Source organism: Clostridium ljungdahlii (assembly GCF_001636845.1).
GTDB classification, from domain to species: Bacteria; Bacillota; Clostridia; order Clostridiales; family Clostridiaceae; genus Clostridium_B; species Clostridium_B ljungdahlii_A.
This window is the reverse complement of sequence record NZ_LITT01000063.1, coordinates 85260-102761: the sequence shown is the minus strand read 5'-3', so window position 1 is coordinate 102761 and position 17502 is coordinate 85260. Positions and strand designations below refer to the sequence as shown.

At 30.4% G+C, this 17502-nt stretch carries 15 protein-coding genes; 9 read left to right on the top strand and 6 right to left on the bottom strand.

What is annotated here, in order from left to right; all coding sequences use genetic code 11:
• Window positions 1-28 precede the first annotated feature (28 nt).
• The 6 genes from WY13_RS18625 (at window position 29) to WY13_RS18600 (ending at window position 8848) form a co-directional block, all read left to right on the top strand.
• Window positions 29-1366, top strand: a complete 1338-nt coding sequence (locus tag WY13_RS18625; RefSeq protein ID WP_063557070.1) for a sigma-54 interaction domain-containing protein — start codon at window positions 29-31, stop codon at window positions 1364-1366.
• 154 nt (window positions 1367-1520) lie between these two features.
• Window positions 1521-2858 carry a sigma-54 interaction domain-containing protein gene (locus WY13_RS18620; RefSeq protein ID WP_063557069.1) on the top strand — a complete coding sequence of 446 codons (1338 nt, stop codon included), beginning with the start codon at window positions 1521-1523 and terminating at the stop codon, window positions 2856-2858.
• Between the two features lie 485 nt (window positions 2859-3343).
• On the top strand, window positions 3344-4723 hold the full coding sequence (locus WY13_RS18615) for an APC family permease (RefSeq protein WP_063557068.1): 1380 nt from the start codon (window positions 3344-3346) through the stop codon (window positions 4721-4723).
• A gap of 47 nt (window positions 4724-4770) precedes the next feature.
• Window positions 4771-5868, top strand: coding sequence for an agmatine deiminase (aguA, locus tag WY13_RS18610; RefSeq protein WP_063557067.1), 1098 nt, complete (start codon window positions 4771-4773; stop codon window positions 5866-5868).
• Between the two features lie 171 nt (window positions 5869-6039).
• A complete protein-coding gene (locus WY13_RS18605) occupies window positions 6040-8133 on the top strand; it encodes a methyl-accepting chemotaxis protein (protein ID WP_063557066.1) in 2094 nt (697 codons plus the stop codon).
• A gap of 214 nt (window positions 8134-8347) precedes the next feature.
• Window positions 8348-8848, top strand: a complete 501-nt coding sequence (locus tag WY13_RS18600) for a putative ABC transporter permease (protein WP_063557065.1) — start codon at window positions 8348-8350, stop codon at window positions 8846-8848.
• Between the two features lie 197 nt (window positions 8849-9045).
• On the opposite strand, the gene WY13_RS18595 is transcribed toward WY13_RS18600, so the two are convergent.
• Window positions 9046-9432 (bottom strand): response regulator, encoded by a 387-nt coding sequence (locus WY13_RS18595; RefSeq protein WP_063557064.1) that lies wholly within the window; start codon window positions 9430-9432, stop codon window positions 9046-9048.
• An 11-nt stretch (window positions 9433-9443) separates the two neighbouring features.
• On the bottom strand, window positions 9444-10199 hold the full coding sequence (locus WY13_RS18590) for a sulfite exporter TauE/SafE family protein (protein WP_063557063.1): 756 nt from the start codon (window positions 10197-10199) through the stop codon (window positions 9444-9446).
• A 174-nt stretch (window positions 10200-10373) separates the two neighbouring features.
• Between WY13_RS18590 and WY13_RS18585 the strand changes: the two genes are divergently transcribed.
• Complete coding sequence (locus WY13_RS18585) at window positions 10374-11240, top strand: LysR family transcriptional regulator (RefSeq protein WP_063557062.1); 867 nt, start codon at window positions 10374-10376, stop codon at window positions 11238-11240.
• On the opposite strand, the gene WY13_RS18580 is transcribed toward WY13_RS18585, so the two are convergent.
• Entirely contained in the window at window positions 11237-11572 is a 336-nt protein-coding gene (locus tag WY13_RS18580) for a cupin domain-containing protein (protein WP_063557061.1), read from the bottom strand. The genes WY13_RS18585 and WY13_RS18580 overlap by 4 nt on opposite strands.
• Window positions 11573-11757: 185 nt before the next feature.
• Here WY13_RS18580 and WY13_RS18575 point away from each other — a divergent pair, with 185 nt between their 5' ends.
• Window positions 11758-12144 (top strand): GtrA family protein, encoded by a 387-nt coding sequence (locus WY13_RS18575; RefSeq protein WP_063557060.1) that lies wholly within the window; start codon window positions 11758-11760, stop codon window positions 12142-12144.
• Between the two features lie 116 nt (window positions 12145-12260).
• Here the strand turns inward: WY13_RS18575 and WY13_RS18570 are convergent, their stop codons facing one another.
• Together WY13_RS18570 and WY13_RS18565 are read right to left on the bottom strand one after the other, a co-directional pair.
• Window positions 12261-13565, bottom strand: a complete 1305-nt coding sequence (locus tag WY13_RS18570) for a M18 family aminopeptidase (RefSeq protein WP_063557059.1) — start codon at window positions 13563-13565, stop codon at window positions 12261-12263.
• A 38-nt stretch (window positions 13566-13603) separates the two neighbouring features.
• A complete protein-coding gene (locus tag WY13_RS18565; RefSeq protein ID WP_063557058.1) occupies window positions 13604-14686 on the bottom strand; it encodes an FAD:protein FMN transferase in 1083 nt (360 codons plus the stop codon).
• 110 nt (window positions 14687-14796) lie between these two features.
• On the opposite strand from WY13_RS18565, the gene WY13_RS18560 reads away from it, so the two are divergent.
• Window positions 14797-16026, top strand: a complete 1230-nt coding sequence (locus WY13_RS18560; protein WP_063557057.1) for an Nramp family divalent metal transporter — start codon at window positions 14797-14799, stop codon at window positions 16024-16026.
• 240 nt (window positions 16027-16266) lie between these two features.
• Here the strand turns inward: WY13_RS18560 and hydF are convergent, their stop codons facing one another.
• The gene (gene hydF, locus WY13_RS18555) at window positions 16267-17502 is read right to left on the bottom strand and encodes a [FeFe] hydrogenase H-cluster maturation GTPase HydF (RefSeq protein ID WP_063557056.1); all 1236 of its coding nucleotides are present in this window, start codon (window positions 17500-17502) and stop codon (window positions 16267-16269) included.

The window sequence follows — 17502 nt, the reverse complement described above, 5'->3', positions numbered from 1 at the left end:
GCTAATTATAAGAAAAGAGTGATTGTATATGTTTATTTTGAAGTATTATGATGAAAACAATGCGTTTAATAACAGTATTCTTGATAAATATATCAATATCATGAATATGTATGATAAAGGCGTAATATTTTTTGATTTAATTAAAAATACAGCTTACTTCAATGAAAAATGCAAGAATATTTTTAATACTGATAGTGATATGAGTGAAATTGAAAAGTTTATAAATGGTATAGAAAAAGATTTTTGTGAAGGTGATAGAGAAAATAAAGAAGTAAGTTTGATAGGTCTAGAAGCTGATATTACATATACAATTAAACATTTAATAGAAGGAAAAAAAGTAAAGTATGTTTTATGTACTATTGAAAGGAAATCCAATAAAAGAAACATCGGAAAAAGTGCTTATATTTCTGAAATCATTGGTGAAAGCGATGTCATGTTAAATCTCAAGGCAAAGATTAAAATAGTTGGAAGATACGATTCTACCATTCTTTTATTAGGAGAGACAGGTACGGGAAAAGAACTGTTTGCAAGAGCTATTCATGATATTTCACCAAGGAGGAATAAGAAGTTTATAGTAGTTAACTGTGGGGCTATACCTGATTCACTTCTTGAGAGTGAACTCTTTGGTTATGAAAGGGGAGCCTTTACAGGTGCAAACTCCAATGGAAAAGTTGGAAAGTTTGAAGAAGCTGATGGAGGAACAATTTTTTTAGATGAAATAGAAAATATGACCCAGTTTATGCAAAATAAAATATTAAGAATTATTGAAGATAGAAAAATATGCAGAATAGGCTCAAATAAAGAAGTTAATGTAAACGTTAGAATAATAGGGGCAACAAATATAGAGCTTAAAAAGATGGTAGAGGAAGGTAACTTTAGAAAAGACCTATATTATAGGCTAAATGTAATATGTTTTAAAGTTCCCAGCTTGATAGAGAGGAAAGATGATATTTTTCTTATAAGTAATTATTTAATTGAAAAGTATTGTAAGATGTTTGAAAAAGATATAATTGATTTAAGCGATGAAGTTAAAAAGTTATTTAAAACTCATAAGTGGGATGGTAATGTAAGGGAACTTAGAAATGTAATTGAATATGCAATGAATTTTGAAAACAGCAATTACATAACTGAGGCAAGTTTGCCAAATGAGTTTATAGGAGAAAATGAAGTAAAAATAGAGCCAAAAGATATTATATCAATTGAAGAAATGGAAAAAGAAACACTTAGAAAGACGCTAGACTGGTTTGGATGGGATGAAGCTGGAAAGATTAAAGCCGCAGAAGCTCTTGGAATAAGCAGGTCATCAGTTTACAGAAAAGTTGTAAAGTATGGTCTTGAATACAGTGTAAACGATATTTCAAATTGAGATGTCAAATTGAGATGAATTTATAATTTAATATAATGAAAAACCCTTTAAATCATATATTTATAGGGTTTTTTTATTTGGTATAAATGTTGCTTATAAAAAGTATTATTAGTTTACAAATTGAAAAAATTAAGTTAAAAAAGGGATGTTGTATATGGTCATTTTGAAATATTATGATGAAAAAAATACTTTTGGTAACAGTATTCTTGATAAGTATATCAATATCATGAATATGTATGATAAAGGCGTAATATTTTTTGATTTAATTAAAAATACAGCTTACTTCAATGAAAAATGCAGAAATATTTTTAATACTGATAGTGATATGAGCAAAATTGAAAAATTTATAGATGGTATAGAAAAGGATTTTTGTAAAGATGACGGAAAAAATAAAGAAGTAAAGTTGACTGATCTAGAAGATAATATTACATATACAATTAAACATCTAACAGAAGAAAGAAAAATAAAGTATGTTTTATGCACTGTTGAAAAGAAACCAAGTGTAGGAAATAGTAAAGAGAGAGAGTATCTTTCTAGAATTATTGGTGAAAGTGATGTTATGCTAAATCTCAAGGAAAAAATTAAAATAGTTGGAAGATACGATTCTACCATTCTTTTATTAGGAGAGACAGGTACGGGAAAAGAACTGTTTGCAAGAGCTATTCATGATATTTCACCAAGGAGGAATAAGAAGTTTATAGTAGTTAACTGTGGGGCTATACCTGATTCACTTCTTGAAAGTGAGCTCTTTGGTTATGAAAGGGGAGCCTTTACAGGTGCAAACTCCAATGGAAAAGTTGGAAAGTTTGAAGAAGCTGATGGAGGAACAATTTTTTTAGATGAAATAGAAAATATGAGCCAATTTATGCAAAATAAAATATTAAGAGCTATAGAAGATAGAAAAATATGCAGAATAGGTTCAAATAAAGAAGTTGGTGTAAATGTTAGGATAATAGGGGCAACAAATATAGAGCTTAAAAAGATGGTGGAGGAAGGTAAATTCAGAAAAGATCTATATTATAGACTAAATGTAATATGTTTTAAAATTCCCAGCTTGATAGAAAGAAAAGATGATATTTTTCTCATAAGTGATTATTTAATTGAAAAGTATTGCAAGGTGTTTAGAAAAAATATAATTGGTTTAAGTCCTAAAGTTAAAAAATTATTTAAAATTCATAAGTGGGAAGGGAATGTAAGGGAACTTAGAAATGTAATTGAATATGCAATGAATTTTGAAAATAGCAATTGTATAACTGAGGCAAGTTTGCCAAAGGAATTTAAAGAAGAAGATAAAGTAAAAATAAAGCCAGAGGGTATTGTGCCAATTGAGGAAATGGAGAAGGAGGTGCTTATAAAAACACTAGATTGGTTTGGATGGGATGAAGCTGGAAAGATTAGAGTTGCAGAGGCTCTTGGAATAAGCAGGTCATCAGTTTATAGAAAAATTGCTAAATATCACCTCGAGCCCCCCGACATGATTAATATTTCCTGATAAAGATTAGTATGTTATTATATTTAAAATTAGCATGAAAAATATAATAACATACTAATTTTAATTTTTTGTACAGTAAAATACAATTAGATGATATTGCATTTTATATTTAAAGTATATAGTTTTATCATATATTTCAATATGAAATATATTTTTGATTCCAGAAACCTAGATATAATATGATGTTTATATATTTTTATGTCACTTTGACATAATTTTTTAAATTAGTATAAAAAAAAGCCTTGAATTGGCACAATTCAAGGCTTTTTTTTATTGGCACAAGGATTGCTTAATAAAAATATTGTAAACATTTAAATGTAGTAATATGGAAAATAAAATTTAGGCCCTAAAAATAATCTAAATTATGCTATTTCCGGAATGTAGTGTAATGAATAAAGGTTATATAAGACAACATGTAAACAATTTATAAGAACAAGAAGTGAAAAGAAAATTAAAAAATTAAAGTAGGAAAGGAGAAATTTAAAATGGATAGTGATAAAAAAAAGTTTAGGATGTTTGATGTAATTTTAACAGTTATATGTGTAGTATTTGTAGCAGAAGCAGCTGCTCCTGTAGCTGCAATTGGAAATCAGCAGTTTTTTTGGTGGATATTACTTATAGTGGCATTTTTATTACCTTATGGATTAATAGCAGTAGAACTTGGTACGACTTATGAGGGACAAGGAGGTATGTATGATTGGGTAAAGAGAGCTTTTGGAAATAGAATGGCATCTAGGACAGCCTGGTATTACTGGCTCAATTTTCCACTATGGATGGCTTCTTTGGCCGTTATGATACCTCAAATTTTACAAATAATTACAGGTGCTGCAATACCAACATTGCCAACAATTATAATAGAACTTGCATTTATTTGGATTGTTGTATTTATTAGCTTTTATCCAGTAAGTGATAGTGTATGGATTCTTAATGGAGCAGCAGTTCTAAAAATGCTTTTGGCACTCACACTTGGAGGTCTAGGAATTTATGGCGCTATGACACATGGTGTGGCTAATCCATTCACTGTAAGGTCCTTTTTACCAACTTTGGATATGAAGAGTATATCACTTATTTCAGTAATAATATTCAATATGTTGGGATTTGAGGTTGTATGTACTTTTACAGATAGCATGGAAAACCCAAAAAAGCAAATTCCACAGGCAATTATTATCGGTGGTATTGTTATAGCTGCAATTTATATATTTTCAAGTTTTGGTATTAGTGCTGCAATACCTACATCTCAAATTAGCACAAGCAGTGGAATGATTGATGCTCTCCAGATATTGACAGGTCAAAAAACTGGGATGTTTATTGGAGTTATGGCTTTTATATTTATGCTTACATTGTTCGGAAATATGATTTCATGGTCATTAGGTGTTAATAATGTAGTTCAATATGCGGCAGAAGATGGAAATATGCCAAAAGTATTTATTGGAAAAAGTAAAAAAAATGGTATGCCTATAGGAGTATCTATAATGAATGGTATTGTTGCAACTGTTGTTGTTGTAATTGCACCATTTATACCTAATCAAGATTTATTTTGGAGCTTCTTTGCTTTAAATTTAGTTATGTTTTTGTCAAGCTATGTACCAATGTTTCCAGCTTTCTTAAAGCTTCGTAAAATTGATCCTGATAAAGAGAGGCCGTTTAAGGTTGGTGGAAGTAATTTTGTTATTAAACTAGCAGCATATGCTCCAATGACAATAGCTATAATAGCTATCATCTTGACTGCTGTGCCATTATCTGCAGATGATATTGGAGCGAAATTGCCAATTACAGTAGGAGCTATTATAGGTTATGGAGTTGAAGAAATTTTTATAAGAGTGAAAAAAATTAAAAATGAAGAACTAGTAAAGCAAAATCAATAATTAACATTAACATAAAATATTGATCTAAAATTAGGAGGGTTATAATTATGACAAAAAGAATTGAAGGAACAACACCAAAACAGGATGGATACAGAATGCCTGGAGAATTTGAAAAACATACAAGGACTTGGATGTTATGGCCAGAAAGACCAGATAACTGGAGAGATGGAGCAAAACCTGCACAGAAAGCATACGCTGAAGTAGCAAAAGCTATCAATAAGTTTGAACCAGTTACTATGTGTGTTTCTAAAGAACAATATGCAAATTGCCGTGAGCAGTTACCATCAGAAATTAGAGTAGTTGAAATAGCAAGTAATGATTCTTGGATTCGTGATTGCGGTCCTTCTTTTATAATTAATGATAAGGGTGGAATTAGAGGATGTGACTGGGAATTCAATGCATGGGGTGGCCTTGTAGATGGACTTTATTTCCCTTGGGACCAGGATGATTTAGTAGCACGTAAGGTATGTGAAATTGAAGGAATTGATACATACAGGACTACAGGTTTTGTATTAGAAGGAGGTTCAATTCATATAGATGGAGAAGGTACAGTAATAACAACTGAAATGTGTTTATTAAGTGAAGGTCGTAACCCTCATATGAGTAAAGAAGAAATAGAGAAAAAGCTTTGCGATTATTTGAATTGTGAAAAAGTAATTTGGGTTAAAGATGGCATTGACCCAGAAGAAACTAATGGACACATTGATGATGTAGCTTGTTTCATACGTCCTGGAGAAGTAGCCTGTATTTACACAGATGATAAGAAAAATCCATTCTACGAAGAGGCACAGGCAGCATACAAGACTTTATGTGAAGCAACAGATGCAAAGGGACGTAAATTAAAGGTTCACAAATTGTGTTTACCAGAGAAACCAGTTACAATTTCAGGTGATTTTGCTATAGATGCCATTGAAGGAACTATGCCAAGGGAAGACGGAGACATTTGTATTGCTTCATATATGAATTTCTTAATTGTAAATGGTGGGGTTATTGTTCCTCAGTATGAAGATGAAAATGATGCATTAGCATTGAAACAGGTTCAAGCTATGTTCCCAGAACGTAAGGTAGTTGGAGTTAATACTCGAGAAGTAGTATATGGTGGAGGAAATATTCACTGTATTACACAACAACAACCAGCAGTTTAAAATGTATTAAGAGTTTATGATACTACAATCACAAATGTAGAAAAAATGTAAAATAGAATATAGTCTTTTGGAATTGACCCAGTGAAATGATTTAGATTTAAAGTTTCACTGGGTATTAATTTAAAAAAGTACATGAAATGAACTTAGTCCGTTAAGGAGGAAGGTCTTGAGTTGAAGAATAAAATCATAACAAAAATAGTTTCTACTATAGTAGTTTGTTTTATTTTAGTTGCTATTATAGTAGGCGGTGTTAGCATTATAAAATCAACGCAGGTAATTAAATCGGAAGCAATTGACAAACTGTTGAATATAGCATCCAGTAAAGGAAATGAGTATTCTATACAACCTGCCAAAATGGAGAATACAGTTAGTGAATTGTCAAAAGCAATTCTGCAGAGTATTGACGTTTCAAAAATTAATGATACAAATTATATGAATAAATATGAAAATAATATAGGGTTACTAATGAAAAGCCTAGGTGAAAATAATAAAAATATCGTAGATTTATATATAAATTTTGATCCGAAATTTACAGGAGGACATGAAACTTATGATATAGGGTATGAATATGACGATGTGAAAAATCAAGGTAATGTTAAATTTAATTTATACACACTTGCAGACTATAAAAAAGGCGATAGTAAAATGTCCTGGTATTATGATCCTATTAAGTTAAGAAAAGGACTCTGGTCTAAACCCTATGTTGATTCTTTAAGAAATATAAATGTGATATCATATACTGCACCTATATATCTTAATAATGTACTAGTAGGGGTAGTAGGAGCAGATATGTCTTTTGAGGATTTAAAAAGCTTGATATTAAATACAAGAGTGTATGATACTGGCAGGGCATTTTTGTTAAGCAGCGACTATACTTTTATAGTTGATAAAAGCATAACATCTAAATATAATTTAGGTACTATGAATGGTGGAAAATATAAAAATGTAATAAGTAAAATAAAAAATAATAAGTCATCAGTTATTGAAATAAACTTTGAAGGGCAAAAAATGTTATTTGCATATTATACCGCATATAATGGGCAAATTGTGGGGATTATTGTTCCTAGTAAAGAAGTACTTAAGAGTTTAAATAATACAATATATACAATTTTAGGAGCTATTATAATAGGAATAATATTTTCAACAGTTGCTGCATTATGTATGGGAAAAAGAATATCTAAACCAATAGAAGTGGCAACTGATTTTATTACTAAAATGGCCAAGTTAGATTTAACAAAAAATGATTGTTCTAATTTAAATATTATAATATCTAATAAAAATGAAATAGGTATTATGGGAGGTAGTTTGGAGTTACTTAGGAAGGAACTATTAGAAACAGTTCAAACGATAAAGCAACATTCCACAGAAATTGTACAATATTTGGATTGTATGGCTGTGTCTTCATCACAGACAACGTCTTCTATTGCTGTTATTACGAAAACTATTAATGAACTGGCCAAAGGAACTAGAGAACAAGTAGATAAAATACAAAATAGCTTTTCCAAACTAAATTTACTTGCTAGTGATATAGAAAAATCCGTTTTAAGTATTTCTAATCTTGGAAAGTATTCAAAGGAAATGAAAAAAATGCAGGGGCAAGGTTGTGAATCTATTGAAGTACTTAATGAGAATTTGAACAAAAATGATAAGATCTCAAAAAATTTAGGTGATAATATAGATAAGTTATGCAAAAAATCAAATTTGATAGGTGAAATTATGTCTACAATTAATTCTATTGCGGAGCAAACAAATCTCTTAGCTTTAAATGCGTCTATTGAGTCATCTAGGGCTGGAGAAAGTGGTAAAGGGTTTGCGGTTGTTGCAGATGAAATTAAGAAACTTGCAGACAGTTCTCTTGATGAAACTCGTAAAATAGGTAAGATATTGAACGAAATACAAGAAGAAATAGCTTTAAATAAGGATAATATGGATGAAGCTAAAATTACCGGTAAGGAAGTGAATAAGTCAATGGTATTATGCATGAAATCATTTCAATTTATCGGTAAATCAAATTCTAATACTATGCTTCAAATTGAAGATTTAGAATGCAATATTAATGAGGTTAATGAAAGCAAGGATCATTTGATTAGGTCTAATGAAGAAATATCTACAATAATAGAAAAATCATCATCATCAACAGAAGAAGTTGCAGCAATAATGGAGGAGCAAGAATCAGCTGTTGAGAATGTAGTTGAATCTATAGAGAAAATAAATACATTGGCAGTGACTTTAGATGGAATAGTTCAGAGGTTTAAAATCGTTTAAAAAATTAAATGTGCAACCTTATAAGATTTTTAATGTAAAGTTAGGTGTTAATTTGACAGAGAAAAATTACAGGTTTTAAATATAGAAACATCCACTTGTCTATTGTAGCAATATTTACAGTAGACTAGGGATGTTTTTTGTGTCACAAAAAGTAATAAGAAGAAATTAAATAGAACAAACTAGTATATGGACTTATACATGAGAGGTGTTTTGTTTGAAATATAAAAAGAACAAGATAATCCATTTTTTTATATTTGGAAGCATTTATTTAAATGTAGAGATAATTTCTAGAGCATGCTGCGGTGCATTAACAGGTTTTAGTGGTATCTGTAAATGGAGTTTATGTGGGTGGACTTCCCTTTGGATGTTTCCTATAGGAGGATTATGTGCTGCATTAATTGGAAGTTTGAATGATAGACCTGAATATTATAATTTGAAAATGTGGCAGCAGGTTATAATGGGAGGTTCCTTAATTTGTATAGTGGAGCTACTTACAGGAGTATTTTTTAACCTATATTTGCATTTTAATTTGTGGGACTATTCACAAGAGAAATTTAACTTTATGGGACAAATATGCTTAAAAAACAGTATTTACTGGTATGTATTAAGTATTGTAATAATATGGTTTGACGATGTTCTATCTTACTATTTTTATGAAGGAGAAAAACCATCCAGCTTACTAAGTTATTTTGTTAAGTTGGTTAAGTTGCAATAAAACAAATTTATCAAGGTTTTTGCAAATGAAATTAATTTATTAGAATTAAACGTATTTATAGAGGAACTTAATTCTAATGCTGAAGAATTATTACAAACTGATAAGGAGATAATTATATAAAAAATATTTATATAGGATTTTTAACTTAATATATATAATATCAGAGAAGAATTTTCACTTTGTATATAATCAAAATCTCAAATCTTCAATATATTTTTAACATTTCTTATGCATTTTTTAAATTGCATAAGTTTAATTACTTTTTTAAGGATTTCTATTGCTTCAGAGGAATATATTGGTTTAACAATGTAATATTCAATTCCAAGAGAATATGATTTGGCAATAACTTCTTTATCCTTTATTTGTGAAACTATGATGATTTCCCCGCTAAATAAATTAGTTAATTTGTGCAATCTTCTAAGGCTGCGATTAGCAGGTTTTGCTAGTTCCATAATAAGTATATCTGCTTTTTCGTAGTCCAACAAATGATTGCTTTGAATAATTTTACCTAAGTCATTATTCTCAATAATTTTAGCTAATGTACAATAAGTTTCTTTATCATTACTTATAATAAGAAAATTCATAGTAACACCTTCTATATTACCATATTATAAAGCAGTTTAACCGCTACAGATAGGGACATGGTAACAAATATAGGTTTTATAAGCCTAGAGCCCTTTATTAGAGCCATTCTTGTCCCAATATTTGCACCTACTATCATACATATCGCTATTGGAATACCTATCTTATAGTTAATTTCTCCTCGCATTGCAAATATAAGTACAGAAGCAATGTTACCTACAAAATTCATTACTTTACAATTTCCGCTGGCTCTTACAAAATCAAATTTGTATATGCTTACAAGTCCGAAAATTAGGAAAGTACCTACACCGGCACCTAGAAAACCATCGTAAAATCCTAAAGATAAAGCAAGAATAATGCCTAAACATATATTCTTTGATGAGATATGCTGAAATTTATCTTCAAGCCCTATATTTTTAGAAAATAAGCTATACAATCCTACAAATAATAATAATATAAGCACGATTACATTAAGGTAACTTGATTTTATGCTAAGTACAACATTTACACCTAAAGTAGCTCCGATAAAACTAAAGGGAAGTAAATACTTTAGTATTTTAAAGTCTACTTTTTTAGAGCGAGCAAATTTAATTGAGCTAGAAAGTGTTGAGCAGCAAGAAGTAAATTTATTTGTCCCTAATGCTAGGTGAGGAGGAATACCTATTAGTAAAAAGGCAGGCAAACTTATTATTCCACCGCCGCCGGATATAGAATCTACAATAGCTGAAAAAAAACAGGCTATACATAAAAAGGTTAAGTTGTTAGTCATAGATACCCTCCTTAGAATGAATAAATGGTAGTTTAGTTTTAGATTTTTTACAAAGTAATATGGTTAAATCTTCATGTACAATTATAACAGAGAAGATTACATATAAAAAATATATAAAAAGTATTACAATTATATTAATAAAATATAACTGTAATTTGGGAAGTGATTATTTATATGGATATCAAACAACTTAAATATTTTCTTGCAATTGCAAAAGAGAAAAATATAACGAAAGCTGCTGAAAAACTATATATGGCTCAACCTCCACTTAGCTATCAATTGAAATTACTTGAGGAGGAGTTGGGTGTTAAGCTTATAGAGAGAAATACTCATAAAATACAGTTAACAGATGTGGGTAAGAGATTGCAATACCGTGCTGAGCAGATGTTAAAATTAATGGAAACTACTGAAAAAGAATTAAAAGATATAAATGAAGGTCTCCAAGGAACATTATCAATTGGTACAGTACCATCTTCAGGAGCAGCCCTTTTGCCAGATAGAATTCAGAAGTTTTATAAAAAATATCCAGATATTGATTTTCAAATATGGGATGGAAATACTCATAGAGTATTAGAACTACTAAAGAGTGGGATAATAGAAATTGGAATTATACGGACACCATTTAATGGAGAAATTTTTGAATCTATATGTTTACCAAAGGAGTCAATGGTAGCTGCTAGCAGCAATTTGAATTGGAATGAAAAACAGAATTATATAGGGATGACTGAACTTGCAAACAAATCTCTAGTAATAGACAGGAGATTTGAAGATGTCATAGTTAAGGCATGCCGTAAGGAAGGATTTGAACCTAAGATTATTTGCAGAGGAGACGATGTCAGGTCAATATTATTGTGGGCGAGTACCGGAATAGGAACAGCTATTGTACCTGAGGCTGCTATTGGGCTTATTCCTAATTCAAATTTAAATTATAAGAAAATTAAATTAGTTTCTGTGGAAACACAGACAGCTATAATATGGATGAAAAATCAGTATTTGTCCTCAGCAGCCAGACACTTTTTAAAAACTTTTAAAGTAATTTAATGTTTTACTACAGTTAAAAGCATTTTAAATTTTTCTACAGCTTTTAATCCGTGGGGAATATCAGAAGGCATTATTATAGTTTCACCTGATTTTAAAATAAAAACGTTATCGCCTATTGTAATTTCAGTCGTGCCATCTAATATCTGAACCATAGCGTCACCGGAAGTTACATGTGTGCTTATACCTTCACCTTTGTCTAGTGAAAATAAAGTAATATTTGAAGTAGGTATTTGTGCTATAGTTTTGCTTATAACTTGACCTTCTTGGTAAGAGATAAGATCTTTCAAATTAAGCACCTTTGAAAATTCTATGTTCTTCATTAAATTGTTCATAACGTTACCTCCTAGAAATTTTAATTATAGTATAAGCTTGTTTTTGGTAAAAATACGTACCATAAGATACCATATATAATAATTATTTTTTAAGAGATTATTAAGATTAATAGACTAAAATCATCTATAATCAATACTTATTTTGTTTGAAAATTAAACAATAATGAATATGGTAGGGGTATAAGATGATTTTAAATTTATTAGGTAGGAAAAAACAATTTATAAAATATGCTGCTTCAGGAACCTTAAATACGATTATAACATTGGTTATTTATAATTTACTCATTAGGGTTAAGGTTGACTATATAATTTCAAACACCATGGCGTATATTTTTGGAGTTGCCAATGGATTTGTCTTAAATAAGATATGGGTATTTAAAGCCGATGGAAGAGTAAGTTCTTTACTTACGAAATTTATTATTGTAAATTCAATTTCACTTATTTTTAGTACTGCAATTTTATTTTGTCTGGTAAACAATTTATATCTCAATGAAATATTAGCTCAGATGATGGCAACTATTATTACTGGAATAGTTAACTATATATTAAATAAGTTATGGACATTTTCTTAAGCACATATTAATAATTTGCTCATTTTAATGAGCAGATAAGTAAATTTAAATGTTAAAATAAATTATATAAAAAAGGTTTTTGGAAAATCCAAAAACCTTTTTAGCTAGATAAAGTATTATAGATCATAAAATTTATTAAAGGATTCTAGAGCATACACATAATCTTTTATGCCGCCTAATTCTCTTACAGAATGCATGGATAATATAGCTAAGCCCATGTCTAAGGATGTCATGTTTATATGACTTGAAGATATTGGACCTATAGTTGAACCTCCTCTTTCATCTGATCGGTTTACAAATACTTGAACAGGAACATTAGCTTCTTTACATATATTTTTATATATGGCACTGGATACAGCATCTGTGGTATAACTCTGGCTGGCACTTATTTTTATAATAGGACCTTTATTTATAATAGGTCTATTTACAGGATCAGATTTCTCTTCATAGTTTGGGTGCAGTGCATGGCCTAAATCACAGGATATTATAAATGATTTTGATATAGCTCTGTAAAAATCATCCTTGTTTTTACCAAGATTGAAAGCTATTCTTTCTAATATAGACAAAAGCATAGGTGAATTTGCACCTTGTTTTGTGGTGCTCCCTACTTCTTCATTGTCAAAGCATACCATTACATTTGTAGTATTTTTAATCTTGCTATTTGAAATTGCTTTTATACCTGAATAAACCATACTTAAATCATCTAGTCTCCCTGAGGATATAAATTCCTGGTCAGCTCCTATTATGCTGCCTTTTTCAAATTCATATAGGAATAAGTCAAAATCTAATATGTCTTCTTCGGATACTGAAAGTTCTTCACTTATAATTTGAGTAAGGTAATGTCCCTGTTTCAATTTATCATTTACTAGTGCTAAAAGAGGGAGCATATGCTTTTGTCTGTTTAGTTCAATACCTGAATTTATATTCCTATTCATATGTATTGCTAAATTTGGTATTATCATGAGAGGTCTTTTTATATTTAAAAGTTTTATCTCAGGATGAAAGGAGTCTTTGCCTTTTAAAACGATTCTTCCTGCTAGTGAAAGAGGTCTGTCCATCCATGTATTTAATATTGGTCCACCATATACTTCTGTATTTAACTTTACATAAGCACCTTCTACTTCTATGTCTGAATTTGGTTTTACTCTAAAGCTGGGTGAATCAGTATGAGCTCCTATTATTCTGAATCCTTCTTTTTCAAGTTCACCTTTTCCAACTGTAAAAGCAATAAGGGCAGATTGATTTTTAGTTATAAAATATTTACCACATTTTTTTATTTTTAAAGCGTCTCCCTCTTTAATTTCTACAAATCCAAATTTTTTAAGTTCAGATACAGCATTTTTTACTGCATGAAAGGAAGTTGGACTTTCATAAATATAATTTATAAGTTCCTCTGCCTGTTCAATTTCATAATTTTTCATAATGTCCTCCTTAAAATTCAATAGATAATTTATCTATGCTAGTTTGCCATTTTAAAATTTTTATTTAAATCAGAAAATTTATCTTTAAACTTTGATGATGTGTAAACCTTATTATCTTTAGTAGTAACTTCGCAAGATATACCAGGTGTTTTGTTTACAAAATCAATACCTTCCTTAGGGCCTAATTCAAATACAAGTAGAGACATGATGTCGGCTATAGTATTACTATCAGAGACATTATTGTCAACTATGACAGTTACACTCATAACTCCATTATCTACAGGATATCCTGTTGCAGGATCGAGTATATGGTGATATCTTTTACCATTTTTTATAAAATATCTTTCATAATCACCTGAGGTAGATAATCCTTCGTTTGATAGTTTAACTGTACCTAACATATCATCGCCTCTAGGGTTCTTAATTCCTATTCCCCAAGGGGAATTACTTTCATTTTTACCAACTGCATATATAGAGCTTGAGCCTAAATCTATAAGACCGTTTTTTATATTATATTTTTTGTAAATCTTTAATACTTCATCAGCAGCGAAACCTTTGGCAATGCCGCCTAAATCTAAGGCCATGCCGGGCTGCATTAGCATAACACTGCTATTTTTTTCATCAATTTTGATCTTATCATATCCCACCAGTGGCAATTTAGATTTAATTTCTGAATCAGATGGCAGTCTTGCTTTGTCAGTACCTATTCCCCATAGGTTTACTATAGGACCTACTGTAATATCCCACTTACCATTACTTATTTTTGAATATTTTTGTGAGAGTTTTATCATTTTAATTATTTCAGGATTAACCTTTACATAATTTTTGCCTGAAGCATTGTTAATTTTCATAATATCGCTGCTATTTACAGTAGTACTTGCCATATCATTTAGTTGATATAATTCTTTAACACTTTCGTCTACTGCTTTCTGAGCATTAGGCCCATAGGCTTTTAAATCCATTGGTGTATCCATCGTTATTATATTTTTTTCATAAAGCTTATTATTAGAAGTATTATTGTAAGAACATGAACTAAGTAGTAAAATGAATGACAAACAAACTATTAGTTTTAAAACATGGAATTTTATTTGTGAACTGTATTTTTCACCATTTCTTAACATTTTACATCACCTCATATGTTATATTATATATGACTCACGTTTGTGCAGCAACTAAAGTGAAAACTGTATAAATAAATGTGGTGTATATATAAAAATAGGAGAATAAAAATATGAAAAAGAAGAATAAGTTTCTATTGATATTGAGCATAATTGGTCCTGGATTAATTACTGTAAATGCAGGGAATGATGCAGGTGGTATTACTACTTATGCGACTGTTGGAGCATCTTATGGTTACAGCATGCTGTGGGGACTGTTATTAATAACAGTCAGCTTATCTGTTATACAGGAAATGAATGCTAGAATGGCTGTTGTGACAGGGAAGGGGCTTTCTGATTTAATTAGAGAAAATTTTAGCGTTAAGCTTGCTTTTTTTGCAATGATAATTTTATTTGTTGCTAATTTTGGTGTTTGTGTAGGTGATTTTGCTGGTATAGCTGCTAGCATGGATATGTTTGGCATAAATAAATATATTTCGGTTCCTGTAATGGCATTTGTTGTTTGGTTCCTTATTACAAAAGGTTCTTATTCAAATATAGAAAAGATATTTTTAGCTTTTACATTTGTGTTTTTTTCTTATATAATAACTTGTTTCATAGAAAAACCAGATTGGAATCATGTAATAAGAGCAACTTTTACTCCTACTTTAAAATTTGACAGTGGATTTATTTTGGCATTTATAGGAATGATAGGTACTACAATTACTCCATATATGCAATTTTATCTTCAATCCTCTGTAGTAGATAAGGGACTACAAATAAAAGACTATAAATATGAAAAATTGGATGTATATTTAGGCTCTATATGGGGAAATTTGGTTGCATTTTTTATAATAATATGTACTGCTGTTACTTTATACAAAGCAGGGATAAAGATAGATAGTGCCAGCCAAGCTGCACAGGCACTTAAGCCGCTAGCAGGAAACTATGCGTCGATCCTCTTTGGAGTTGGACTTTTTGGAGCATCTGTGCTTGCATGTATGGTTATTCCATTGTCTACCTCATATGCAATATGCGAATGCTTTGGACTTGAAAGCGGATTAGACCATAAGTATAAGGAATCGCCTGCTTTTTATGGTATTTTTACTTTTATGATAATATTTAGTTCAATAATAGTATTGATACCTAATGTGTCATTAGTAGGGGTTATGCTTGTTACCCAACAGCTTGCAGGAATTTTATGTCCTATTATATTAATATTTATGGTATTACTTACTAATAATAAAGAACTTATGGGAGAATATGTTAACAATGGATTACAAAATGTTATCATATGGGTAACTGTAATATTTATAATTGTTCTTTCATTAATTCTTTTTGTTTCACCCTTTATTAAAATCTAGTATATAAACAGAGTTCTTGGCATCAGATGGAGTTTTGACTCCACCTGATGGTTATTAACAGGATTCTTAGTGCTTCAGCACTTAGAAGGCGTTATCCTTTAGGGGAAATCGTTATCTAGGGACGTAGCTGCTCTTTACTCCAACTTGGAGAAGTTAGAGTATTAGAGCAGGTAGTCATCGGATAAAAGAAATTGGCAAGAAAAAATCAGCGGGGAAATTACAGCCGCTGATTTTTTTAGGTCAATTTTCATCATCCCATGCCATTTTAGCTAGTGGAAATGGTTTTAAAGCTCTATCTAGTATACCTTGGACATATGCAATAAGTATGCCGTAGTTTACAATAGGGACATTAAATTCTTTTGCAGTATTTATTCTATAAAGCATTGCGGCTCTATTTAACATGCAAGCACCGCAGTGAACTACTAAGGCATATTTTTTGATTTCTTCCGTAAAGGAAACGCCAGATGAAAATTCAAAATCTATTTTTTTACCTGTAATCTGTCGTATCCATCTAGGAATTTTTACTTTGCCTATATCATCAGATTGTCTGTGGTGAGTACACCCTTCTGCAATAAGCACTTTGTCTCCATCTTTTAATTTCTTTACAGCGTTTACTCCTTTTATAAGTTCTACTAGATCTCCTTTACATCTTGCAAATAGTATGGAAAAGGAAGTCATCAATATATCTTTTGGGGTATCTGCTGCTACTTTTAAAAATGCCTGAGAATCTGTAACTACTATTTTAGGTTTTTTCCCTAGGTTTTGTAAGGTTTCTCTAAGCTCAAATTCTTTAGTTACCACCGCAGTAGCATCACTTTCCAGTATATCTCTTATGGTTTGCTGCTGAGGGAGAATAAGTCTTCCTTTAGGAGCTGCTTTATCTATTGGAGTTACAAGAACCACAAAGTCTCCCGGGTTTATTAAATCACCAATTATTTTAAATTTATCTTCACTTTGAGGCTGTGCAGCTATTATTTGATTTTTTAACTCAAGTATACCTTTTCTTTTAAGTGCAGATACTTTTATAATTGGTATTTTAAGTTCTTTTTTCATATGTTCTATGTCTAGATCTTTTATATCAGCAGCATCGATTTTGTTTAAGACTCCTATAAGGGGAATTTTTTTATTTTTTATTTGATTTATTATAGATTCGTCATAATCTGTAATTCCAGCAGTTGAATCTATTACAATTATTGATATGTCAGTTTTATTTAAAACGCTTAACGTTTTTTCTTTTCTAAGTTCGCCGAGCTCGCCTTCGTCATCAAGGCCTGCAGTATCTATTATTACACAGGGTCCTATGGGAAGTATCTCCATAGATTTATAGACTGGATCTGTAGTAGTACCCCTTACATCTGATACAATGGCTATATCTTGTCCTGTTAAGGCATTTATAATACTTGATTTGCCTGCATTCCTTTTGCCAAAGAGAGCTATATGTGTTCTTACTGAGCGAGGTGTTTCATTTAAACTCAT